The organism is Nostoc cf. commune SO-36 (assembly GCF_023734775.1).
Classification (GTDB): domain Bacteria; phylum Cyanobacteriota; class Cyanobacteriia; order Cyanobacteriales; family Nostocaceae; genus Nostoc; species Nostoc commune_A.
In genome coordinates, this window is the sequence record NZ_AP025732.1 from 1,851,789 (window position 1) to 1,875,806 (window position 24,018).

25 protein-coding genes are annotated in these 24,018 nt (G+C 41.3%); 9 read left to right on the forward strand and 16 right to left on the reverse strand.

All coding sequences use genetic code 11. From position 1 onward, the window contains the following. Complete coding sequence (locus tag ANSO36C_RS08090; protein ID WP_251959106.1) at window positions 1–822, forward strand: hypothetical protein; 822 nt, start codon at window positions 1–3, stop codon at window positions 820–822. A gap of 72 nt (window positions 823–894) precedes the next feature. Here ANSO36C_RS08090 and ANSO36C_RS08095 read toward each other — a convergent pair whose 3' ends face one another. The 4 genes from ANSO36C_RS08095 to ANSO36C_RS08110 form a co-directional block, all read right to left on the reverse strand. Then, a complete protein-coding gene (locus ANSO36C_RS08095) occupies window positions 895–1,605 on the reverse strand; it encodes a DevA family ABC transporter ATP-binding protein (RefSeq protein WP_251959107.1) in 711 nt (236 codons plus the stop codon). A gap of 125 nt (window positions 1,606–1,730) precedes the next feature. After that, complete coding sequence (gene devC / locus ANSO36C_RS08100) at window positions 1,731–2,885, reverse strand: ABC transporter permease DevC (protein ID WP_251959108.1); 1,155 nt, start codon at window positions 2,883–2,885, stop codon at window positions 1,731–1,733. A gap of 210 nt (window positions 2,886–3,095) precedes the next feature. Continuing rightward, window positions 3,096–4,520 (reverse strand): HlyD family efflux transporter periplasmic adaptor subunit, encoded by a 1,425-nt coding sequence (locus tag ANSO36C_RS08105; protein ID WP_251959109.1) that lies wholly within the window; start codon window positions 4,518–4,520, stop codon window positions 3,096–3,098. A gap of 1,051 nt (window positions 4,521–5,571) precedes the next feature. Next, on the reverse strand, window positions 5,572–6,309 hold the full coding sequence (locus ANSO36C_RS08110; RefSeq protein ID WP_251959110.1) for a phycocyanobilin:ferredoxin oxidoreductase: 738 nt from the start codon (window positions 6,307–6,309) through the stop codon (window positions 5,572–5,574). A gap of 201 nt (window positions 6,310–6,510) precedes the next feature. On the opposite strand from ANSO36C_RS08110, the gene ANSO36C_RS08115 reads away from it, so the two are divergent. Next, window positions 6,511–6,738 (forward strand): hypothetical protein, encoded by a 228-nt coding sequence (locus ANSO36C_RS08115; protein WP_251959111.1) that lies wholly within the window; start codon window positions 6,511–6,513, stop codon window positions 6,736–6,738. Between the two features lie 22 nt (window positions 6,739–6,760). Here ANSO36C_RS08115 and ANSO36C_RS08120 read toward each other — a convergent pair whose 3' ends face one another. The 6 genes from ANSO36C_RS08120 to ANSO36C_RS08145 form a co-directional block, all read right to left on the reverse strand. Next, window positions 6,761–7,354 (reverse strand): Maf family protein, encoded by a 594-nt coding sequence (locus ANSO36C_RS08120; protein ID WP_251959112.1) that lies wholly within the window; start codon window positions 7,352–7,354, stop codon window positions 6,761–6,763. Window positions 7,355–7,457: 103 nt separating this feature from the next. After that, complete coding sequence (gene psbP, locus ANSO36C_RS08125) at window positions 7,458–8,003, reverse strand: photosystem II reaction center PsbP (protein WP_251959113.1); 546 nt, start codon at window positions 8,001–8,003, stop codon at window positions 7,458–7,460. A 361-nt stretch (window positions 8,004–8,364) separates the two neighbouring features. Next, the gene (locus ANSO36C_RS08130; RefSeq protein WP_251959114.1) at window positions 8,365–8,988 is read right to left on the reverse strand and encodes a GDSL-type esterase/lipase family protein; all 624 of its coding nucleotides are present in this window, start codon (window positions 8,986–8,988) and stop codon (window positions 8,365–8,367) included. Between the two features lie 188 nt (window positions 8,989–9,176). Then, window positions 9,177–9,506: a ribulose bisphosphate carboxylase small subunit gene (locus tag ANSO36C_RS08135; protein WP_251959115.1), complete on the reverse strand. Its 330-nt coding sequence runs from the start codon at window positions 9,504–9,506 to the stop codon at window positions 9,177–9,179. A gap of 47 nt (window positions 9,507–9,553) precedes the next feature. Then, window positions 9,554–9,961, reverse strand: coding sequence for a RuBisCO chaperone RbcX (gene rcbX, locus ANSO36C_RS08140; protein ID WP_251959116.1), 408 nt, complete (start codon window positions 9,959–9,961; stop codon window positions 9,554–9,556). Between the two features lie 100 nt (window positions 9,962–10,061). Further along, window positions 10,062–11,492 carry a form I ribulose bisphosphate carboxylase large subunit gene (locus tag ANSO36C_RS08145; RefSeq protein ID WP_251959117.1) on the reverse strand — a complete coding sequence of 477 codons (1,431 nt, stop codon included), beginning with the start codon at window positions 11,490–11,492 and terminating at the stop codon, window positions 10,062–10,064. 818 nt (window positions 11,493–12,310) lie between these two features. Between ANSO36C_RS08145 and ANSO36C_RS08150 the strand changes: the two genes are divergently transcribed. From ANSO36C_RS08150 to ANSO36C_RS08165, 4 genes are all read left to right on the forward strand, one after another. Next, entirely contained in the window at window positions 12,311–13,423 is a 1,113-nt protein-coding gene (locus ANSO36C_RS08150; RefSeq protein WP_251959118.1) for a ligand-binding sensor domain-containing protein, read from the forward strand. Between the two features lie 101 nt (window positions 13,424–13,524). Beyond that, window positions 13,525–14,295 carry a 3-methyl-2-oxobutanoate hydroxymethyltransferase gene (gene panB, locus ANSO36C_RS08155; RefSeq protein WP_251959119.1) on the forward strand — a complete coding sequence of 257 codons (771 nt, stop codon included), beginning with the start codon at window positions 13,525–13,527 and terminating at the stop codon, window positions 14,293–14,295. Window positions 14,296–14,789: 494 nt separating this feature from the next. Then, window positions 14,790–15,626 (forward strand): 4-hydroxy-tetrahydrodipicolinate reductase, encoded by an 837-nt coding sequence (dapB, locus tag ANSO36C_RS08160; protein ID WP_251959120.1) that lies wholly within the window; start codon window positions 14,790–14,792, stop codon window positions 15,624–15,626. A gap of 18 nt (window positions 15,627–15,644) precedes the next feature. After that, on the forward strand, window positions 15,645–16,331 hold the full coding sequence (locus ANSO36C_RS08165) for a phosphate ABC transporter permease (protein WP_251959121.1): 687 nt from the start codon (window positions 15,645–15,647) through the stop codon (window positions 16,329–16,331). A 26-nt stretch (window positions 16,332–16,357) separates the two neighbouring features. On the opposite strand, the gene ANSO36C_RS08170 is transcribed toward ANSO36C_RS08165, so the two are convergent. The 3 genes from ANSO36C_RS08170 to ANSO36C_RS08180 form a co-directional block, all read right to left on the reverse strand. After that, complete coding sequence (locus tag ANSO36C_RS08170) at window positions 16,358–17,773, reverse strand: right-handed parallel beta-helix repeat-containing protein (protein ID WP_251959122.1); 1,416 nt, start codon at window positions 17,771–17,773, stop codon at window positions 16,358–16,360. A gap of 96 nt (window positions 17,774–17,869) precedes the next feature. Beyond that, window positions 17,870–18,499: a precorrin-8X methylmutase gene (locus ANSO36C_RS08175; protein ID WP_190943693.1), complete on the reverse strand. Its 630-nt coding sequence runs from the start codon at window positions 18,497–18,499 to the stop codon at window positions 17,870–17,872. A gap of 104 nt (window positions 18,500–18,603) precedes the next feature. Beyond that, window positions 18,604–19,413 (reverse strand): TPM domain-containing protein, encoded by an 810-nt coding sequence (locus ANSO36C_RS08180; RefSeq protein WP_251959123.1) that lies wholly within the window; start codon window positions 19,411–19,413, stop codon window positions 18,604–18,606. Between the two features lie 336 nt (window positions 19,414–19,749). On the opposite strand from ANSO36C_RS08180, the gene ANSO36C_RS08185 reads away from it, so the two are divergent. Both ANSO36C_RS08185 and ANSO36C_RS08190 read left to right on the forward strand, forming a co-directional pair. Beyond that, window positions 19,750–20,070: a DUF2281 domain-containing protein gene (locus ANSO36C_RS08185; RefSeq protein ID WP_251959124.1), complete on the forward strand. Its 321-nt coding sequence runs from the start codon at window positions 19,750–19,752 to the stop codon at window positions 20,068–20,070. Beyond that, window positions 20,070–20,513, forward strand: a complete 444-nt coding sequence (locus ANSO36C_RS08190) for a type II toxin-antitoxin system VapC family toxin (protein WP_251959125.1) — start codon at window positions 20,070–20,072, stop codon at window positions 20,511–20,513. The genes ANSO36C_RS08185 and ANSO36C_RS08190 overlap by 1 nt, the downstream gene beginning before the upstream one ends. A 50-nt stretch (window positions 20,514–20,563) precedes the next feature. Here the strand turns inward: ANSO36C_RS08190 and ANSO36C_RS08195 are convergent, their stop codons facing one another. The 3 genes from ANSO36C_RS08195 to ANSO36C_RS08205 form a co-directional block, all read right to left on the reverse strand. Then, window positions 20,564–21,103, reverse strand: a complete 540-nt coding sequence (locus ANSO36C_RS08195) for a DUF948 domain-containing protein (RefSeq protein WP_251959126.1) — start codon at window positions 21,101–21,103, stop codon at window positions 20,564–20,566. Between the two features lie 11 nt (window positions 21,104–21,114). Then, on the reverse strand, window positions 21,115–21,465 hold the full coding sequence (locus ANSO36C_RS08200) for a YtxH domain-containing protein (RefSeq protein WP_251959127.1): 351 nt from the start codon (window positions 21,463–21,465) through the stop codon (window positions 21,115–21,117). A 377-nt stretch (window positions 21,466–21,842) separates the two neighbouring features. Beyond that, window positions 21,843–22,178, reverse strand: a complete 336-nt coding sequence (locus ANSO36C_RS08205) for a hypothetical protein (RefSeq protein ID WP_251959128.1) — start codon at window positions 22,176–22,178, stop codon at window positions 21,843–21,845. Between the two features lie 879 nt (window positions 22,179–23,057). Between ANSO36C_RS08205 and ANSO36C_RS08210 the strand changes: the two genes are divergently transcribed. Continuing rightward, window positions 23,058–23,999 (forward strand): metal ABC transporter solute-binding protein, Zn/Mn family, encoded by a 942-nt coding sequence (locus ANSO36C_RS08210; RefSeq protein ID WP_323374574.1) that lies wholly within the window; start codon window positions 23,058–23,060, stop codon window positions 23,997–23,999. The last annotated feature ends 19 nt before the right edge of the window (window positions 24,000–24,018 follow it).

Sequence of the window (24,018 nt, forward strand, 5' to 3'; positions counted from 1 at the left end):
ATGTCCACTTCGATGTTTCTTGCCCAATCCTCCGGGACAAAGACTAAAAAGGCATCCCAGGAAGTGCCAGCAAGTAATCCTCAGATACCACCATTATTGTTGGTAACTTCAGGAGGACTGGCTTTAGCGGTGATTGCTTTGATTGTGTATAGTAAGCTCCAGAAGGATAAGCTGGAGAAAAAACTTAAGTTTGAACAATTCCGAGCGCGAGAACTAGAAAAAAAGTTTAAGCTGGCGCTGGAAACAATCCGCAAAATGGAAACTAATCCCGATTTGGTTAACTCACGGGACTTTAACCTAGATTATCTGCGAATGCGGATGTCAGAGGAGGTGTTTCATTTTGCAATTCTTAATCAAGTGAAGATTCAGATCAAAGAGAAAATTTCTCAAGCCTTGCGTCCAAATCAAGCACAACAAGGATCAGTCGGAATTGCTAATAGTGCTGGGCGGCAAATAGATGAAATTTTTGATGTCGAGTATGAGACTGGTACTCCGCCGAATTCTGCAAAACGAGTATTGTTTCGGATTCAAATCCGGTTAATGAAGTTACCGACGCAAGCAACTTCTGCGACTATTAGTCAAATTATTGACTGTATAGAAACTTACCTTAGCCCCATAGAAGATGAAGATAGTTGGCAACCAATAATTCAAGGTCGGATTGCTACTATGCATTGGGATCAAAAGGCTAAACCTACGCCTTTACTGGTACTGGAGCAATCGAATGAAGGGGTAAATGTGACTTTTCGTACTAGTCGCCAACCAAATACCCCAACTCCGCCAAAGCCACCTGGAGTGAAAAAATCAGGCTCGGCTAGACAATAAATTATGGCTGTCATTGGTTATTGGTCATTGGTCATTCACGAAGGACAAAGGACAAGTGACAAATGACTCAAATCATGACTGAATAACTGTATTTGAGGAATTACGGGTTAAAAGACCATCTTCCATTTCTACGATGCGATCGGCTATATCTAAAATGCGGTTGTCGTGTGTGACTAATAAGATAGTAGTTCCCTGATTTTTGGCTAGACTCTGCATTATTTCCACGACATCGCGTCCTGATTGTTTGTCTAATGCTGCTGTCGGTTCGTCTGCTAGCACTAGTGGGGGATGATTCACTAAGGCGCGAGCGATCGCAATTCTTTGTTTTTGTCCACCAGAAAGATTGTCTGGGTAGTAATCAACTCGTTCTTCTAGACCCACAGACCCCAGCATGGCTTTTGATTTAGCCACTGCTTCTGTTTGAGAAATATTATCGTTCAATTCTACCGCCATTTGTACATTTTGCTTCGCAGTCAAGAACCCTAGCAAATTGTGAGCTTGGAAAATATAACCAATGTTGCGTCGCATCTGCACCAGTTTGTTTTGACTGACGCCAACGAGTTCTTCACCTAAAAATTTTAAACTTCCTTCTTGTACAGACCGCAAACCACCAATTAAGCTCAGTAATGTTGTTTTACCTGAACCTGATGGCCCGGTCATAATTACAATTTCACCAGGATAAATTTCTAGGTTGATGTCAAATAATATCTGTTTTCTCAGTGCGCCTTTGCCATAGTAATGATTGAGATTTTTAATGGCAATTACAGGTTCTTTTTCTATCATAATTTCGTTAGTTCTAATTTAGAGCTTTTGGAATTTAACTGTAGTGCCTACCAAAAAAAAGATTTCTTAACTATTAATTTTAAGCTATGTTTTTAATCTGTATCTTTTAATTAATATTGAATTAATTAAAAGATATCTGCTGGATCGGCAGAACGTAATTTACGGACTGCGATCGCACCAGAAATAATGCACATTAACATAGTCAAAATTAATACCATTACTGCCCGTTCAAAACTCATAAAAACTGGCAAAAGTGTTGCTTCTCTAGCACTATTGTACATAAATAAAGCAAAAACTATTCCCGGAAAATATCCTAAAACTGCTAACAGCAAAGCCTCTTGAAGGATAACTGTCAATAAATAGTTTTGTGTGTAGCCTATTGCCTTAAGAGTAGCGTATTCAGCTAAGTGATCTGCAACTTCTGTATAAAGAATTTGATAAACAATCACAGTTCCTACAATGAAACCCATGACAGTTCCTAATGTGAAAATAAACCCAATCGCTGTACTATTTGCCCAATAACTCCGCTCAAAATCAATAAATTCTTGTTTAGTTAAAACATTTACTTCATTAGGTAAATACTTTCGTAATTGTTGGGCGACAACATTAGCATCTGCTCCTGGCTTTAATCTAATTAGCCCAATATCAATTAATCCTTTTTGACGATTGCTGAATATTCGCAGAAAGTTTATATCACTGGTGATTAAATTACCATCTGCGCCAAATGATGCACCTAATGTAAATAGTCCTGCTACTTTAATTCGCCGCCTCCGCACTTCTGCTGTTACAGGTTTTCCTTGGTCATAATTAGTAGCGATCGGGCCATATTCCACCCTAGAAGAACGGTCAAATAGAACTACATCAGGTAGTTTAAGCTTATCTAAATTTTCCTGAACACCAGATAAATTAACTATGTTAGTTTCTGGGTTCATGCCAAATATCAGGATACTTCGGGGACGGCCTGTTACAGGATTTTTCCAGATTGTAAAGTCTAAATATATCGGATGTACTGATTGGACTGCGGGTAACTCTAAAGCTTTATATAACCGTCGTTGAGAAAAGCTTCTCATCGCCAAAATAGCATTAGATTGACTATTAATTAAAACAATATCGCCCTGCAAGCTGTTATGGAATCGAACGTTACTATAATACAGAGCATCCCGGAAGCCGAGTTGCATAAACATTAAAATATCAGCAAAAGCAATTCCTGCTAAAGCTACAGCTAGGCGAGTTTTTTCTCTTGTTAGTTGTAGCCACGACAGAGGTATTTTTTGATTCATTTTATAGGCATCCAAGCACAGTTAAGATAATTCGTAATTCGTAATGACGCTTCTGCGGACGCTCGAGTACTCGCTACCGTAACGTAATTCGTAATTACGCTCAGATCGAATTTATAGAATGCTTAAAATTGATTAGACAGTTTAATTAAGAGCATTTGTAATCCAAGATATCAAATAATAAATTGGTATTACTGCTCGCCAATAACTTGATTAGTTATTAATATCGACAACAACCTTGGCGTAAGTTAAACCAGAAACTTTCTGGCTATCTTCTGGAGATAGAGCAATTTTCACTTCTACGACTCTGGCATCCACATCTGCTGCTGGATCTGTATTCAGCACATCTTTTTTACCAATTTTTCTGCCAATTTCAGTGACAATTCCCTTTAATTCGCCGCTAAATGCGCCATTATCGCTGGTGACAGTAGCATTTTGACCAATACGCACTTTACCAATGCTGTCTTCGGCGACTTCAGCAATCACAAACATTTGGCTGGTTTGACCAATTTCAGCAATACCATTAGCACCGATCGCTTCGCCTGATTTGGTGTAAACTTTTAAAATCTCTCCAGCGATTGGTGCTTGAACGTAGCTTAACTTTAGTTCTGCTTCAGCTCTTCTGATATTTGCGATCGCATTACTAACTTGGGCTTGCGCTATTTGCACATCGGTAGGACTAACGTCCACAATTCTGCTAAGTTTGGCCTTTTCTTCATCGATTTGTCTTTGCAAAGTTGCTACGTTTTTATCACGGTTAACTTTGGCTTCGATTAGCTGCTGTTGCAAAGTTGCTAAATTTTGTATTTGGGTAGCTCTGGCTTCGGCAAGTTGCTGTCGTATAGTTGCCAATGTCTGTTTCAGGGTAGCTTGGCTTTCAGCAACCTGTTGATTAGAAGTTACTGCACTCAAGCGTCTTCTATCCCGCTCTTGCTGAGAAATAGCACCTTCTCTGTATAAATAATCATAGCGTCCGGCATCGACTTGAGCATTGCGCTGTTCGGCTCGAATACGTGTAAGCGTTGCTCTTAGAGCATCTCTTTGCCCACTGAGTTCAGCTTCTAAGCGATTCACGGTTGCTTGTTGAACAAGTTTATCACCACTTAACTGAGCTGCAATCCGTGCGATCATTGCTTGCCCTGCATTCCTTTCCCCAACTAACTGCGCTTGTAAGCGAGCAATAACTGCTCTTTGGGCTTGAATATCTCTTGGCGATCCAGCCCTAACTTGCGCTAAATTCGCACGGGCTTCTTGCATTTTCGCTTTTGCCTCTTGTAGTCCGGCTATTTGGGTATCGCGGTTGTCCAAAATTGCCACAATTTGGCCTTGTCTTACCTGTTCACCCTCTTTCACCAGAAGTTGCTGAATTCGTGACGATGGTGCTAATCCTGATGAGGGGGCAGACAATTTAACAACTTCGCCTCGCGGTTCCAAACGCCCAACAGCACTAATGCTATTACTAGATGGCATTATTGGTACGGATGTAGTTAGTTTTCTTAACTGCTCGATTTTAGCTGTACCTAGTATCCCAGCCGCAATTACTATTGGCACGGCTACAGCGATACCCCACCAAATCTTAGGTTGTTCTTGATTAAATGCCTGCTCACTTGGCTTTGGCTTTTCAGTCACCCTTGACATAGTATGTTGCCTGTTTACCTGAATTGTGCTGATGGAAGTAAAAATAAAAAGGTTTTTAATTAACAGCCAGCCGTTTAGGACAAACAACAGTGGTTTAAAGCTGGGTATGGCTTAAAATCCATTGTGTGATGAACGTTCAACACTATGGCTTTGCAAAATGGTGTTTTCTATAGTTTTTCTCATTTGTATACAATACACTTACCTCACTTCCATTCCTCTCTCCTAAAAGGAGAGAGGCTTTGAATATTACTTCCCTTCCCTTATAGGGAAAAGCTTTGAATATTACTCCCCTTCCCTTGTAGGGAAAGGGCTGGGAATTAGGTATGTATTGATACTAAGAAACGCTATAGTAGCTGGCTATTCAATAACTCTGAGTATTACTGAGACATGAGTGCAATGGGAGTTAGCAGAATTTACAAGCAGTATGAATCTAGATGTAGAGACACGATATCTCACGTCTTTACACAAAATCCTAAATTGCTATGATGCGGTACTTTACTGCTACATTCCGGCTATAGTTATTCACAAAATTGAAAAGAAACGTCAAAAATAGACTGTTGCCTTTGCTGGATACAATCTTGGTACAAAAGTTAGTCTTCCTTAAGTGAATCAAGGATTAATTAACTAAAAAATATCTGTCAACTTGAGCATTCCTAACATTAGAGTTTCCTTAACTTTTTGGTCAATGAGTTAGCAGGGCCACTTGCTTGCACCTACCAAAACAACAAACCATTTTGTGATATTCGCTTCAAAAACTTCACTACTCTTCCTGTTGCTGTTTTGGAACTCCATTAAACTCTCGTTGAATGAATTCTACATTTATCCATGACGCGAAAACGTAACAGAACCTACAGATGGGAAGATGAGGGAGATAATTAACTAATTTTGGGGGTTTAAGTTGCATAGCAACTAACAGAGGCAAGTTTTGTGGCTCTTGTCTTTATAAAATTTACAAAACTTAATGACGTTAGCGAGTCAGTGAGCGTCATTACAAATTACGTTAGCACAGCGTTAGCGAGTCAGTGAGCGTCATTACGAATTACGAATTATTTTAAGTTGGGAGGTCGAATAAAACTGTGGTCATGTAATTTTCTGCCCAAGCTGGGCCAAAGGCTTTTTCTAGTACACGGCGGGTTTTATCGTTTTGCTGCTGTTTGGTGCAGTAGTTGTGTTGTCCGGCGAGATTTTGTGTAACTTGTTCAGCTGAAACAGGATGTGAGGCGATCGCTTGGGTACAGTGAATGTCTAAAAATTCTCGCACCCGCGAGAGAAACATTGTTTCTTCTTCTGGGGAACCGGGGCGAACAAAGATGCAAAAATCTGAAAAAATATCTCCCCATTCAGGTAATTCACGGGGTTGGGAAAAGTTAAGCACTGTTAGCTGTGTCAGCGCAGAAGTATAAGATTCTGGTAAGGTGCGTTCCACTTGGATCGGAGAAAGGTCTGCGATCGCTGCACTAATTTGCCCTCTACCTCCAACTAAATCGCAACCAAACATCGGCAGGTTGTATTCTGGACGGGGAAACATGACGCAGTGCAAAATATCCAGCATATTTCCGATTTTTGCCAGTTCCAAGTGCATTTTTCGGAACTGGGGCGTTTGATAGCAACGGTTTTCAATCGTCAGTTTTTCGCCTTCTAGTCTACCTTCCACATATCCCAACTCATCAGGCAAATGGTAGGGCGATAAATCCAGGTGCTGATGCCAAGCTGCTTCAATACAATCAGCTAGCTGACGAATTAGGGGGTGTTGTTGCTCACGCAGCGAGGGTATAGAAGTAAATGACATATTCTAGTTGGGAATGCGATCTAGTGGCCAGTCTACAACCTGTTGTGTCATAGCTGTCATAGACTGCAATATAAGCAAACACTTACACCCAGCCAACGTAAATTTATAAGACAGATGCTTTTCAGAAAGATTATTTATTTTGTAGTCTAGGTTACAGAATTAATTTTGGATTAGCCCATTCGCAAAGGCTAATAGAAAGCTATGAAACTAGATTCTCGTAGACCAGATTTTGCTGTGCAACCAAAAAGACAGAATCTGGAAGGTTTGCAGCAGTTAAGAGCTTCTACTTGGGTGAAAATTTTGCAACTTCCCAACCCATTTAGTTTTGACGAAGCACTTTTATTATGTCCGGTTTCAGCAGATGAGTGGCTAGCCTGGATTCCAGATCATGGAGAGGCAATACTGAATATCAGGCAATTTAGTTATTAGTTATTGGGCATTGGGCATTGGACTACTGCCAAAAATCAGTGGCATCATATCCTAGTTCCCCTAGCATCTGCCGCAGCAAGGGTAAACTGAGTCCAATTACATTGGTGTGACAGCCTTCAATTTTTTCGACGAAGAAACTACCAAAACCTTCAATTGCAAAGGCTCCAGCGCACTTTAGGGGTTCCCCTGTGGCAACATAAGCTTTAATTGCCTTCTCACTCATTTGAGCAAAATAAACTCTTGTAACTTGAGACTTGACTATAGTACGGTTTTGAGATAAATCAATTAAGGCGTGACCTGTGTATAAGTCGCCAAAGTTACCTTGCATTATCTGCCAACGTGCGATCGCATCAGTTGTATCTGCTGGTTTTCCGTAAATTTCACCATTCATGGCCAAAACTGAATCACAACCCATAATCAAAGCCGATTCAAACTGTGGGGCTACAGTTTCCGCCTTGTACTGGGCAAGAGTTTTGACCAATTCTGCTGGTTCACTTAATTCAATTTGCGACTCATCAAAGTCACTTGCTCGAACTATCGGTTCAATACCAACAGTTTGCAACAATCGGCGTCGGGCTGGGGAAGCGGAGGCAAGTACAAAAGGTGGAATTTTCATGATATTTCCGAAAAATTTGGTAATTGGACATTGGGAATCGGGGATTGGTGATTAAATTTCTTCTCTATCTCCCATTCCCTATTCCCTATTCCCCACTCCCCAATTAATAGACAGAAAAAGAATTAACAACCTCATCAATCATCCGTTTAACTTTCTGCCAGCGTTTTTCAGGAATTGAGGCGTTGAAGGTAAAAACTTTACCACGACTTACAGCAACGCTGGCGATGTTGTGTCGTTGCTGTTGATTGGGGAGTTTAACCTCATACTCTAAAAGGTAGTAGATTTTACCGTCTACTTCTCGCTGTGAGGCATTGACTAATTCAGCCGAACGGCCAGAGTCAGGAGGCGCGAGAGCCGCTTTTCCTAATTTGTATCCTACTTCTGTTGGCGTTCCCAATTCTGACAAAGTTTTGCCTTCTGGAACTGGGCTAATCACAACCGAAACATTTTCGGACACCTCAATCAAATCGTGGAAAACCACATCTGGCCCATCGGCAACTTTAACTGGTAGCCAGCCGTTAGGATATAAAAACTGATAGCCATCATTAGTGTCTACAAAGCTTTTGAGTCCAGATGCAGCAGCCACACCAGAATTACACAGGCTGAAGCTCAACATCAATAGCAAAATTAATACAATTCGTTTCCACATTTCTAAAGATTCCTTTGGGCTGGAGACGACACCAGACAAGCATTATTTCTCGTCTTTATTCTCCCACCAACCGGGACGCTTCGGATGATACATTAGATGCTGAGGTATACAGCACTTCCGGCAGCTATGAGGTACATCCTCAAAGCTAAAAGCTATGTTAGGAGAGAGGCAATAAGAAAAACTGTATTGCATAATAGCGGGAAGCGCTGTAAATGCTTAAATGTCGGCCAATACTGCCTGGTGTATCGTCTTATGGATGAAAGAAAAAATGTAGGTTGGGTTTCGTCCCTCAACTCAACTTATTCCTAAATTTATCAAAGCCGATAAAAATAAAAATTAGAAACTTTTATTGTTTGAAATTTTATAGAGCAATGTTATAAGGAAACCAATTTAACCAAGCATCCCAATTTTCTACAATTTGGGCAAATTCTGCATAACCACCTGCTTGAGGATGAACACCATCATTGGCTTTTGCCTCATTTATCCAGATGTTTGATTTTTCTAATAGCGGAAAAATATTTAAATAAGATACATTTAATTCATTACAAATTAAAGCAAACTGTTTAGATAAATCAATAGTTCTCTGGCTTATTTGAGGATCTTCTTGTTCTGCGTATGGCGCAGGGCTAACCATCAACACAGGGTACAATTTTTGAGCTTCACTTAATATTTCACAGACATTTTTGATAGAATCTGCAAAATCTACGCGAGTTTTACCGTTTTCCAATGTTGTATCATTCAATCCAAAAGAAAATACAACTCTGCCATCATATTCTTTGGGTAAGCGAAGTGATACTTCCTGTAACCAACGCTTTGCTATATCGGTACTAGTCTCTCGCCTAATTCCTAAATTATAGTAAGTAATGTCATAACCTTTTTTATTAGCATTAGCGCATATCCTACCCGTCCAACCAAGACATTCACTATCGCCAGTGCCGTTAACAAAAGAGTCACCAACAAAACAAATTCTTACTTCTTGTAGCATTATTAGTTTCTTAATAAACCTATAGGCACACAGAGAATAATTCTACGCTCCTTCCCTGCGGGAAGGCAAAGCGCCTATGTATTTCCAAACAAATTTAGTAAATAGGAGAGGCAGATAATTCTACCTCTCCTATACAGGGATAGACAAATTAATTGAACTATCCCATGATTAATTCCAACTAACTAGACTTAGTATTTGTTGGGTTTGTGAACAAGAAAGCTGAGAATTTGGCACTGCTTGATGTTGTCAAAACCCACAACACGGATATAGCTGGTGTTGAATTGAGAACGACATGCTTGAACTTCGCTCAATACTTCTTGAGTAGATTTAGCACCGAACAAAGGCAGCTTCCACATTGTCCAATATAATTCTGTTGGCTCAGAAGTTTCATTGAACTCGATCGCTGGAATGTAACCTTGATTCAAAATGTACTGGATCTGCTTGGCAATTTGAGCATCAGTCAGGGGTGGCAGATAAGAAAGGGTTTCGTAACGACGCTCTTTTGGTAAAGTTTGCATAGCTTTTTGATAATGGGTTGCGATTTTTGACTACTAGGTTGACCGAACTAATTGGATAAGTTATCCAAATTCGGATCTGAAGTTGCTTGCTGTTCTGTGTGCAGGCTGGGGTTAGATGTGTCTATTCGTGTGATGCGTTCTAAATGCTGGCGACGCTGCTCCATATTAGATTGCTGAATGCCAGTTCGAACCATTTCCGGCAAAAATTCTGCAATTTCTTCGGCAATGTGTTCTCTGACAGTCATAATTCGCAACGCCAAATCTGGTTTTTCTCGCAACAGTTGCTCAATATATGACTCACCATTCTGAATTTTGCCAGACGAAAAGTTATGCAGCCAAAGTTCTAATGGCGGATTTGTTTCGCCTAGCTGTGCCAATACTGTCCTTAGAGCCTGATAAGTCAGATAGCTTTGGAGAGTTTTGGCTGTGTCCTTCGCAATTTGCTTAAGATTCATGCTTGACCCCAGCCCTGAAGAGTTATGAGTTATGAGTTATGAGTTATGAATTAATGCAAATCCTAACTCTTAACTCTTAACTCTTAACTGTTAACCCAGATCAGACGGTATCCATTGCTTCAAACTCGAACTTGATTTCTTTCCACAGTTCGCAAGCAACAGCCAGTTCAGGAGACCACTTGGCAGCTTCGCGGATGATATCGTTACCTTCACGAGCCAAGTTACGGCCTTCGTTACGAGCTTGAACAACAGCTTCTAAGGCGACACGGTTAGCGGTTGCACCAGGAGCGTTACCCCAAGGATGTCCTAGAGTACCACCACCGAATTGTAGTACAGAGTCATCACCAAAGATTTCTACCAGTGCGGGCATGTGCCATACGTGGATACCACCAGAAGCAACTGCCATTACACCAGGTAGAGAAGCCCAGTCTTGGGTAAAGTAAATACCACGAGACTTGTCTTGCTCAATGTAGTTTTCACGCAACAGGTCAACGAAGCCCATTGTGATGCCGCGCTCACCTTCCAACTTACCAACTACTGTACCGGTGTGGATGTGATCGCCACCAGACAAACGTAGGGCTTTAGCCAATACACGGAAGTGGATACCGTGGTTCTTTTGACGGTCGATTACAGCGTGCATAGCACGGTGAATGTGTAGCAGGATACCGTTATCGCGGCACCAATGAGCCAATGTGGTGTTGGCGGTGAAACCTGCGGTTAGGTAGTCATGCATGATGATGGGCATTTTGAGTTCTTTAGCGTACTCAGCCCGTTGCAACATTTGTTCGCAAGTAGGAGCGGTGACGTTTAGGTAGTGACCTTTAATTTCACCGGTTTCTGCTTGAGCTTTGTTGATAGCTTCAGCTACGAACAAGAAGCGATCGCGCCATCTTTGAAATGGTGCAGAGTTGATGTTTTCGTCGTCTTTGGTGAAGTCCAAACCACCGCGTAAGCACTCGTATACAGCGCGTCCGTAGTTCTTAGCGGAAAGACCCAATTTGGGCTTAATGGTACAACCCAACAAAGGACGACCGTATTTGTTTAATTTGTCGCGCTCAACTTGGATACCGTGAGGAGGCCCTTGGAAGGTCTTGATATAAGCTACTGGGAAACGGATATCTTCTAAACGTAGTGCCCGCAGAGCTTTGAAACCAAATACGTTACCAACAATTGAGGTCAATACGTTGGTTACAGAACCTTCTTCAAACAAGTCCAAAGGATAAGCAACGTAGCAGATGTACTGGTTGTCTTCGCCGGGAACTGGTTCGATGTCATAACAACGACCTTTGTAGCGATCGAGGTCGGTGAGCAAGTCTGTCCACACAGTTGTCCAAGTACCCGTGGAAGACTCAGCCGCTACAGCCGCACCTGCTTCTTCGGGAGGAACGCCAGGCTGGGGTGTCATGCGGAACGCAGCTAGAAGATCGGTATCTTTTGGTGTGTAATCGGGTGTGTAATAAGTTAATCTGTAATCTTTAACCCCGGCTTGATACCCAGACTTGCTCTGAGTCTTCGTTTGAGCGTAAGACATAATTTTATCCTTCCCTGAAATCACTCTTGTTAATTATCAAATCACGTTTTGTGCAACTTCCCCTCACCCAATTTTCCCCCCTTCATCGGGAAGAAGATTCAGGAAAAATTTTTGTTAGGGGTTGTTTTTGTTAAAAGGTAGTAGTTTTTTTGCGGCGGACACTTTGTTAACGGTGGTAGCCCTCCTCACCAGTGTTATCCCCTTCTAGGGGTACACGATCCAGCGCTTCTACTGTTTCCTCTTCCTACGAATCAAAATTCTTTTTTACCTCTTCTTCGTACCCAACTAAACTTTCTCAATTTCACCAAAACTTCCGCTTTTTGCGGTTCGATTTAGATAATTCCCCTACAAATCGGGGTATTCAGGGGATTGGGCTGGCCGCCACACATTCCCGCTTCTACACTCCCTCTATCTTTTCCTTTGATGGAAAAGATACCAGAAAAGAATTTACTTGACAGAGATTTAGCAGAGTGATGAGCGAAAGATAAAAAATTGCACACCACGTAATTTGTAACTTATTCCACAATATATCAATAATTCGATAAGTTATTCTTTGAAAGTTTTTAACTTATATATTTAGTTTTGTTATTACATAAAGATTTAAAATTTTTGTTACAAATGCTTTACAAGGTGTCATAAATAACTGTACAGAAGCTTTTCGATAGTGGGGAGCAGGGAGCAGGGGAGAAATAACTAATGCTCAATGACAAATGACAAATGACCAATGACTAATGACAAATTTGAGAAAAATTGCCTATTAACGTTTAAAAAATCACAGCTAGGGGAACACTGGAATTAATCCAAAGCCAGTTTAGGTAATGGCTATGGGTACTGTCTCCAAAGGAAATGTCACCGTGGTATTGTTTTGCAAGCGTAGTAGTTTATTGATTACTTCTATTCTGCTGGGGTTGATAGCTTCATCAAATATAGGATGGGCACAAAAAACCCCTGACATTAATTCATCTGATTTAACCCCCGCTTACCCACCTGCGCCACCGCCACCGCGAGTAGAACCTTTGCCCGATGAGCGAGGAGTGCAAGAACATTCACCAGAAACTGATTATCGTGTCGGTAACTTACTAGAAGATATTACAGGCAATCTTTGGGTAGGTTCTTGGCGCGGACTATCGCGGATTGATCCTAAAAGTGGCAAGATTGTTTCTCGTGTTAGTTTACCGAATATTGCCATTGGTGCTTTAGCCCAAGACAAAGTAGGACGTTTATGGGTAGGGAGTTATGAGGGACTAGTCCGAGTAGACCCCCGCACTAGCGAAATCACCGCGCAGAATTTATTTTTGCCTTCTAAACGGGTGTTGTCGTTGTTGCTTGACAAACGGGGTTATTTGTGGACTGGAACCGATAACGGTTTAGCTCTCATTAGTCCCGACCAAGGCTTGATTATGACAACATTAAAAAATCTGCCTGGTGTCAGCGCCAATACCCTGACTTTAGATGCTGAAGGTCAATTGTGGGTTGGCACTCTTGATGGATTAGTACGGGTAAATACTGCTAGTGCTGCAATTATGAAGCGGATTGCCGATTTACCAGGGACGACTGTCCAAGCTTTAGCTATCAGTCCAGAAGGGTTGATTTGGGCGGGAATGCCGAATAATTTGCTAGTTATTAACCCGAAAACTGGTGCAGTGTTGCGGTCTGTAACTCGTCTGCGTGGGCGTAACGTAACAGCAGTGCGTTTTGCTAAAGATGGTAGTGTCTGGGTCGGCACTAACAATGGTTTGTTACGATTAAATCCAAATACAGGCGCTGTGTTAGATGCAGAAGTTGCTGGACTTCCTTCTAGTCGGGTTCTTGCCCTTGCACCTGACATCGCTAATAAATTATGGATTGGTACTACTGAAGGTCTAGCTTGGTTAATGCCCAAAACCAGTAGTGCAAAACCTCATATTGCTTTCAGTCGCGCTGTTAAATGATTAGTCATTTGTCCTTTGTCTTCTGTCCTTAGCAAATGACTAACGACTAATGACAAAGGACAAAAAATCTAAAATCCAAAATCTAAAATCTAAAATTGGCAATGGCAATCACTACCCAGCAATTAATTCAATGGAAACAACAGGGACGTTCAATTGTGGCGTTGACCGCCTGGGATTATGCGATCGCTCAACTCTTAGACGCAGCTGGTGTAGACTTGATCCTCGTAGGGGACTCTATGGCAGCAGTTCTAGGGTATGAAACAACACTGCCAATAACTTTGGATGAAATTATCTATCACGCCAAATCTGTGCGCCGTGGGGTTAAACGGGCATTAGTAGTTGTAGATTTACCATTCTTGACGTATCAAGAAAGTCTCCAACAAGCGATGCACTCAGCTGGGCGGGTACTGAAAGAAACGGGCGCTCAAGCGGTAAAATTGGAAGGTGGCTATCCAGCAATGGCCCAAACTGTGGCTCGTTTAGTAGAAGCCGGAATTCCGGTCATGGGTCATGTGGGTTTGACGCCACAATCAATACATCAACTGGGTTTGCGACAACAAGGGAAGACACAAGAAGCTAGTGAGAGAATTTTACTTGAAGCGATCGCTCTCGAACAAGCGGGTGTATTTTCTCTAGTGTTAGAACATATCCCCGCAGATTTGGCAATGCAGATTTCACAAAAATTAAGTATTCCCACAATTGGTATCGGTGCGGGAATTCACTGCGATGGACAAGTTTTAGTTACCTCTGATGTCCTCGGACTTGCAGAGAAACATCCACCGTTCGCCAAAGTTTACACAAATTTGCGCGAGACGATTACCAAAGCCGTGCAAGATTATGCTGTGGAAGTGCGAGAACGGAAGTTTCCTTGAAGAATTCCGAATCAATCGGAAAGTTAAATAAAAAACCCCGACTTGATAGCCGAGGTAGATGGGAGAATTTCAAATGTCGATGGGGTATTTCAATACCGAAGTCTGTTTTTCTTAGCTGATACCCAATACAAGCAAAACTAGATAGGTAATATATAAGGCGCAATTTTAGCTATGAAGCTTACTTTTGGGCTTTGCTAAGTTATGTAAATAAATATAACTATAATATTACAAATAGTCAACTAGACTTGACAAACAAAGGCTGATAAGTGTCATAGCTAATACTTATCAAAGCAGTATGATCGGAAAATAAAACGGGTTACTGGCTAAGATAATGGGATGAAAATGAGAACTGAACTTTTGGGGAGTAGAAAAACTGAGCGATTAACGGCACAAATCCGAGTAGTCGCAATTAAGCCAGAGATTTGAGAAGCTAGCTACTAGATCACCAAAGTCTTTACAATTCCCTTGTTGACTCAAAAAGTATTTCTCGACCTATGACGAATCAAGCTCCTATCCCGGTTATTGTCAACGGTGCTGCTGGAAAAATGGGCCGTGAGGTGATTAAGGCGGTGGCGCAAGCGCCTGACTTAAACCTAGTGGGTGCAATTGACCACAGTTTAGAACATCAAGATAAAGATGCTGGAGAATTGGCGGGTTTAAGCGAACCTCTGGAAGTGCCGATTACTAATCAGTTAGAACCGATGTTGGGGTATGTGGCTGGTGACAGACAGTCACCTCCAGGGGTGATTGTAGACTTTACCCATCCCGATTCAGTTTATGACAATATTCGCAGTGCGATCGCTTACGGTATTCGTCCTGTAGTCGGCACTACTGGGTTAAGTCCAGAACAAATTCAAGACTTGGCAGACTTTGCCGACAAAGCTAGCACTGGTTGTCTAATTATTCCTAATTTTTCCATTGGCATGGTGCTATTGCAACAAGCTGCGATCGCAGCCTCCAAATATTTTGACCATGTAGAAATTATCGAACTGCATCACAACCAAAAAGCTGATGCACCCAGTGGTACTGCCATTCAAACGGCGCAGTTATTAGGAGAATTGGGTAAAACTTTTAACCCTGCTGTTGTAGAAGAAACGGAGAAATTACCAGGAGCAAGGGGAAGTATCGCAGATGAAGGCATTAGAATTCATAGTGTGCGCTTGCCAGGATTGATTGCCCATCAGGAAGTGATTTTTGGCGCAGCTGGACAGATTTATACTTTACGACATGATACCAGCGATCGCGCTTGTTATATGCCAGGAGTGCTGCTAGCGATTCGCAAAATCTTAGCGCTAAAGTCGTTAGTATATGGATTAGAAAAGATACTTTAAACACACAATTGGGCACTCATGTTAGTACCACTGACTCGCCAGAAATTTGAACAAGTTGTCCCCCTAATTGCCACTGGTTTGCAGTACAAGTACTACTGGGGGAAGTTCTCAAATTTTTTGCAACGGCTGTTAATTTCTGTAGTTGCGGTAGTTATTCTTTTGCTTGTAACAGTTATTTTCAAGCTTGAGTTTGCTTCAATAGTATTTGTGCTAGGGGTAATTAGCGCTTTTTTTTGGCTGTGGTATCCAGTGTTTCAAGCAAGTATGCGAAATTTGCAATACCGCCGTTATAAGTACGGCGGCTTTTTCCGTGGTCGAGTATTAGATTGGTGGATTACAGACCAATTAGTAGGTAAACAAGAAACAGTCAACAACAAAGGCGAATTGGTGATTGTAGAAAACCGAGAAAAACAGATAAACTTGGAAGTGGGTGATGAAACAGGATTTACAATTGAATTTGTAGCACCATTACGTCCTGCCCACAAAGTTATTACTCGCGGTCAAATTGCAGAAATGGTAGTAATGTCAAATCGCCCAGATTTGAGCAGTATTGAAGAATTCAGTGATATATACTTTCCCAGTCGTGACCTTTGGGTGAGCGATTATCCTTATCTGCGGCGGGATTTCTTTAACGAAATTGGTCGCCGTTTGCGTGAAGACCAACAACAAAAGCCGCGGCGGCGGCGTCGCAGAGAAGAGGAATAAACTCTCTTATACTTTCTGCCTTCTTGCTAACGGGAGCATCCCACTTTGATAAGTTTCCCTTGCAAACGATAAGTCACTGGTTTACAAACAAAACCTGCCGACTGAGGCTCTACATAAGAGCGCTTTGGCGGATTTTGTTTTTTTAGCAGCGACTTCCAATCACCAGACATTTTTTTGAGAGTAGGATGCTTACTTAAAAATTGTGAGTTTGCAACAATATCGTGAGGGCCTTTAACATTTATTTTGCCACTATTCATGTAGATATTATAATCATAAATAACGTTTTTATTCTTAGTATTAAGATTAATATTTTTCCCCGGAAAAGCATAAAGAATGTTTCTGAGAATTCTGACATCAGATGACGTGTGAGCAAATATTTGTCCACCGTTAATTTCTGGACTCTGATTATTTAAAACGGCTGTGTTATTTACTATATCAACATGATCACTGTAAAAGGAATGAATACCTGATCCACCATTATTAAAGGTAAGATTGTTTTTAACTAAAGTGCGTCCTCTATATGAACCCGATCTTGAATCTCCCCGATTTCTTGAACTGTCGATAATAATACCATTGCCGTCTGTAATCCTTCCGTCTGAAATATAAGGAATATACATCCGATTATTGTAGGTCTTGTTGTTAGTGACAAACATCTTGTAGCCCCGTTTGTTGTCAGAATTCCAATTGCTCAACATCGAAATGCCACTAGTACCATAAATACTGTACCAAGAATTATTAAACACCACGTTATTATGTACTGTCACATAGTCCGATTCAATTGTTGAAATACCTGCTCCTCCACACCCATGTACCTTGTTGTTGACAATCCGTATATGGTGATTACGATTATTTGTTCGTTCACCCACGCTGATGCAGTTTCCATTTGTCAGTGGGTTTGTTCTGTTATTTTTCTGACTCATCGCATAATCAAGGGTTATATTCGCATTGTTTCCTACGACCTCAAGCCCGTTGATCTCGATATATGAAGCTCGATTTAAAATTACTATCCCATTCCATGTATTGTGCTGAATTTTTGGGAAATGTCCCGGATATGCTTTGTACCTAATCCATGCATTTGCAGTTCCAGAACGTTTAATACTTACTACACTCCCAGCTTTACCTGAATTTGTGTATACTCCGTTCATAATCAATACTGTATCGCCAGGGTTGGTCAGATTGGCTGCCCTTTGAATTGTCCTAAAGGCGGATGAAGTAGAGAGTCCGCTATTTTTGTCATTTCCACTACCGCTAACATAATATTTTTTCGGAGTTGCTTTAGTGCTGATTAGCTTGTTACTAGATACACTGATTTCTTGATAGTTAGTCGATACTTGACGGACGTTTTCAACTAAAGATACTTTTATCCTTTCTCCCGCCCCTAAAAGACTCAATACTACAGGAATTGCCAGATATGCGCTTAAACTAAAACCTTGGAATACCACAAGAAAAGGCTCCTAGATCGGCATTACTTAACAAAAATATCAGGATATTCAGTGATTTTGAATACTCTTTTGAACACAGAATAGAATATGGCTTTGCTAGTTCCCCCGATTTCCATCTTGTCCATAGGCTTGCCAAGCTAAGTCTACCAATCCATCAACGATCGCAGCTGCTACAACTGCATTGCCTTTGCGACTGTCAATTGTAATATGAGGCACTAGAGAGTCTTGTAAGCGCTCTTTAGCTTCATCACCACTGGCAAATCCCACTGGAGTCGCAATTATTAAAGCAGGTCTAATTTCCTCAGCTTCAATTAAATCTACAAGTGCTGTTAGTGCTGTCTGCGCTTGGCCAATCACAAAAATGCCCTCTGGATACCGCTTTGCTAAGGTTTCTATTCCCCACGCAGCCCGAGTTTTTTCTTTTTGCGGGCGTGTTAAAGCTTCCATGCTGCAATACACCGGATTAGCAAAGGTGTTTTGAATATCGTAAGCAATACCTACTTGTACCATTGGGACATCTACCACAATTGTGGTACGCGCGGCTAATGCTGCTGCTCCAGCTTGCAAGGCACGCTCAGAAAAGCGAATCAAAGACTTATACTCAAAGTCAGCCGTGGCGTAGATTATCCGACGCACAATTTCATACTCTGCGGGTGAAAAGACATGAGTGTCAATTTCACTATCAATGATTGCTAAACTTTGAGCATCGGTTACGTGCCATTCCATTTTTGTTGAGCTTCTCAAATATTAGCTTTCAGCTTATCAGCTTCAGAGAGTTAGGAGTTAGGAGTTATAAGTTAATTAAAAATTCCTAACTCCTAACTACTCACTCATAACTCATTACTGGAAGAAGACCGGCTGAAAACAGGAGATAGGTAGGCAACCAAGACACCAATAAGAAACCCAGAGATATTGCGAGTTAGAGGTAGCCAGTCGCTTGTGCGTGTCACCACTGGCCCAATACCGAAGGCAAGAAACAAAATTCCCCACAAAGGTGAGAAAATTAAAGCCCATTGCCAAGCAAAAATCTGTCCTTTTTCGCGGGGTTGAGCTGCAAATCCACAAATTATCCCACCAATAATTGAGCTAATCAAGGTGAGAATCCACTGCTCTCGTGGCAGTCCGGGGACTACATTGCAACCACCTTTGAGTAAACAGCCTTTAACCGATTCTAAGGCTTGCAGAATGGCTTGATCTTCGCCTTGTTCGCGGACAAAATACAAATTACCAAAACGGGTTTGCAGTTCTATCCAGAAAGTCCGGGGTAAAAGTTCATAAACAGCATCGCCGACACTAAAACTGAGGATGTTACCGCCACGAGAATCGGCAACTAGTAGAATGCTTTTGTCATCCAAACCCCAATATTTTATGACTGCGCGACCTGGGGTGCGGTCATACTGAGTCAATACTCGCAGTTTCCAGCCCGTATCAACTTCAAACTGCTCTAAATCTTTGACAAGCTTTTCTTCTTGCAAGACAGGAAGAGATTTTGCTAAGTCTACAACTGGGGTAAAGATGTTAGGGAGTAACTCAGGATTGTCATAAGCCAGTGCTGGGGGAGAATGCATCACCCAAATTGACCCAGCAAGAAAAAATACTGCAATAGATACTAGGATTCGTCGCCAAAAACAAGATTGCATGGACGTTTTTATACAAATATCAACGGTAGAAGTGAACTAGTTGTTTTAAAAGAGTGCTGTCAAAATGATAGTTCTTTACACTTGTTTACTTTACTCTAATCTCAGGGATCAAAGCAAAGGGTTTTTCGGGAGTGAGGAGTGAGGAGTGGAGTTTGCTCTAATTAAAGATAAAGAGCATTTTGTCAATAAGTTAAAATACTCAAAATATTCTTGATGAAAATGATAATAGTGGCTGGGTAGAAGAGGAGGAGGCAAGTGTCTCTCTTTTGCTCCTCTTTTTGGTTAGCCACAGCGAAGTTCCACATACAATAAAAGGGGAATGGTTGAAGTTGACAGATGACTAACAAAGAATTATTAATCCAAGAAATAGAAACTTTACCGCCGGAGTTGCTAACAGAAGCACTTGATTTAATACGTTCTATTAAAGTTAACTATACAAAAAAGGAGTTGGAGCTAGGTATGCTTAAACCTATCCCTCCTAGCGATTCTAGAAAAACTTCTAGTGAGAAAGAGCAACTTACATACCGTCCTGCTTCCGGGCGCTCCATTCTTCGTCATGCTGGCACTTGGGAAGGTGACGATTTTGAAGAATGCCTTCAAGCAGTATATGCTACCCGTGGTCAAGCTAAATTTGATGAAGAAAACTTATTTGAATAATGTATTTACTTGATACAAATCATTGTAGTGCAATTATTTTAGGCAAACCAGATGTTATCCGTCGTGTGAATGAAGTTGGAGAAAATAACATTGCTACTTGCGTAATTGTTCAGGGTGAACTGACATTCATGATGGAAAAATCTCAACGCAAGGAGAATAATCTAGTTCGCTTGACAGAATTTTTAGAAGATATTCGTACATACCATGTAACAGAAGAAATAGCAACAATTTACGGTCAAATTAAGGCAGTTTTATTCAATCGATTTGCACCCAAAGATAAAAACAAGCGGCGAAAAACTAAAATTGTTGATTTGGGTTTTGATGAAAACGACATTTGGATAGCTGCTATTGCACTGCAAAATAATTTAACTGTCGTTTCCAGTGATAGTGACTTTTTGCGGATTCAGCAGGTGAGAACCTTTTCGCTGTCATCTTGGGTTTGATTTGCAGCACCGCAACAAGGAAGATAAAATGCCCAACGCCCTTTTTTTGGTCAATCTCCGTCATCGAAATTAGTTTCCCAGCTAGCAGCGTCGCTGTAACTGTCATTAGCATGGTACACTTCTGCTTTGATCCGGCGATTTTCTTGCTTTAGCGCTTCTCGTTCTCGCAACGTTAGTGGTGGTTTTTCGCTACTTGGCAAGCGATCGCTTGTTCGTCTTACGGGTTTTTGGCGCGTGAAGTTTCTCCAAGCGGCTTTCACGCCAACAAAAATAGTACGTGTACCTACTTGCAGATTTTGAGCCTGAATTCTTGCAGTATCAAGACTTTTATCAACTTGTTTCACGACTTGAGTAGCACTTTTCACACCTTCACTGACATCATCAGTTAAGTCAGTGAGTTCTAAACCAGTGACGCGGATTGCTTCTAGAGTGGGTGGTAACTCCCGCGAGAGGGTATCAAATAGCTTTTCTGCACTGCGAGCCGCGCGTGCTAACTCCTGCAAAGCCGGTATTGCCGCCACTAAAACCGCAGTTAAGCTTGTGGCGACTAAAAGTAAGGAAAGTCCCAACCAAAACAGGGGTTCAATCACGGTTGTGTCATTTATGAGCGTTCTAATTGCTGAGGAAGGGAATCTGAGTCATCAACAGATGTTTGTCGCTTTAAGTCTTGACTTTCTCGCTGACTGGCATCTACACCTGCTGCGATCGCTTCGCGTAATCTGTCTAAAGTGTCATCCCAGTTTCGTAGTGCGCTAGCAGAAAGACGATCTGCTTGGATTTGCACACTCGTTGATAAATCTTCTGCCAATTCTGGGATAGCATTGGCAGATTTTTTCAAAATTTTACGCGTTTCGCGCCCTGTGCGTGGAGCCACGAGCAAACCGGTTAAAGCACCGATAGTAGCCCCCAGCATCAAACCGCCAATAAATACTCCAGAACGGTTATTAGACATCTTGTTGTTTTTCTCCTTACACCCATTTTAGGTGGGTTTTCTCCCCTTGCAAGACTTAACTGATTTTATCTAGTTAATCTATCCTGACAAAATATCAGCCAAAAATGTTGCTTTTATTCGTTAATATCAAAAGCATTAATTACTTATAATTTAGAACTCCCCTATCTCCCAAAGTTTTGATCCCTTAAATAAGCCTTCTGGAGGGCATCTAAGTGCCAAATGATGCTCTTTGTAAGAAGGGTATGGGAAGGCGGAGCGATGCCTGCGGCGGGCTACGCCTACGCTGTAAGCCAATCGAGCGAGATTTTGCTACGGGATTACCTCCGTGTCCCCGCGTCAGCCCCAATTATAAATGTTCAGGTTGACATGAACTTAACTCATTTTGCAACTGTTCTTTTCCCAGATATTAACCCTAGCTTAATAAAATAACGCTGCCAGATTTGCCGTGCTAGCAAAAGTAGACCGATAATTTGCCGCACTTGTTGAATTTGCATTTGTAGCGCTTGATTTTTCTGCCGTAAATTATAAATATTCTGCTGGCTGAGATAAATGTTTTCGGGTGCTTTATTCAATGCTGTACGGGTACAACTTTCATAGGCGGTTAACTTATCTGCTATGTATGCTAGCTGCTGCTTGAGTTGCCATACCCGCCAAACCACATAGAATAGCATCAGCGAAATTAGGGTGTTGACGAGGATAACTAAAATAACCATTGTTTATCTTCACCAATATTAACTTTGAGGAATTGTTCTATATACTTGATTTGGCCCTTATTTAAGGATGAAGAAACTAGAGGATAAAAATTATGTTAGAAAGTAAAGCTTTGATTCTGGCGATTACGAGTAGTTAGATGATGCTCTGAGCGCTATTGAAACGTTTACTAACTGAAAATTAGTGTAACAAAGGCTGATGCCTAAAAAATCGCCAATTTGCCAGTTTTGTAGCAAGGATATGTCCACACCTCGCAAAACCACAGCTACAATTGCCTTAGATTCACGACTTGGTTTGCGAAATCAGCCCGTATGCTCAATAAGCCCCATCATTACTATGTCCCATTCCTTAACCTGATAATTTGAGACAATTTGCAATTTGTTTGGTGTATAAGCACAATGGCATAGTCCCTTCAACAGACGGTCAGAGAACTACACTTATTGGAAGCTTCCCCAGCATCGCCTTTATTATTGTGCCCCTACCTCTACCAGTCTTCCAGCCTGTTGCAAGAAGTTAACTAATTTTATTTTGCTTTTTTTGGCTCTAAAAACCTCACTAGTGGCTTACCAACCAAAAATTGCTAGGTGTGGACTGGGGAAAGGGTGAAACGCAAAGGATAGGTTTATTACAGCAGTTTTCATGTATTTGAACCACACCTGTCGTAGGGGCGTAAAGCCTTGCGCCCCTACCGCGTGGATTTACCTAAAAATAGCTATAATTCCTCTTCTCTTAATCTTTAACCCGTTCTCAGCCGAAAGCTTCCCCGGAGTATTTCACTAATACTTAACCGATATGATAATCTTTTTTATACATCCAGTAGGAGATGAGGATGTCAAAAAAATCACCATTGAATAATTTCTTCCGAGCTATTTTTTGTTGCCTTGACGATTGGATTTGTTGGGTGCGGAAATCAAGCAGCAAGAACCACATTTATTGAGACTAGCACCCAGGTAAATGAAAATCTTCCTCAAGTGGTAGCGACTACAAGCGTATTGTGTGACTTAACCAGACAGGTTGCAGGAAATACAGTTAACCTTACCTGCTTAATTCCCCCTACTGCCAATCCGCAATTTTATAAACCAAAACAGGAAGATCGTAAAGCTATTGAGCAAGCTAATCTTATTCTTTATACTGGTTACAATTTTGAACCGAATCTGATCAAATTAATAAAAGCTACTAAAAACCCTGCACCGAAAATAGCCGTCGGTCAAGTTGCGGTATCGAAGCCACAAAAATTTCAGGTAGGCGGTAAGAATGTGACTGATCCTCACGTTTGGCACAATAGCAAAAATACTATCAGAATGGTGGAGGTAATTAATAGTAATCTGAGAAAATTAGAATCTAGTAATGCAGAGACTTATAGCCGCAATACTAAAAAAATTACAAATGAACTCACTCAACTAGATAAGTGGATTAAGTCAAGAATTGCCAGTATTCCTGCCAAAAAACGCAAGTTAGTTACAACCTCTGATGCCCTGGGTTATTACGCTAAAGCATACAGTATTTCATTAGCAGGGGGATTGCAAAGTATTAGTACTAACGAAAAACTGACAGCCGCACGAGTAAAAAATTTAGCTACAAACATTAAACGGGCTAAAGTGTCAACAATTTTTGCTGAGGAAGCAATTAATCCTAATTTGATTGAATCTGTAGCTACAGAAGCTGAGGTGAAAATTTCTGACAGAAAGCTTTATGCTGAGGGACTTGGTGAACCAGGAAGCGACGGAGATACTTATCAGAAAATGATGATTGCCAATACACGCACAATTGCAGAAGGGCTAGGAGGGACTTATTTGATGTTTGAAGCAAAAGCTGCTAGATAGCTAGAACATCAATTCAGTA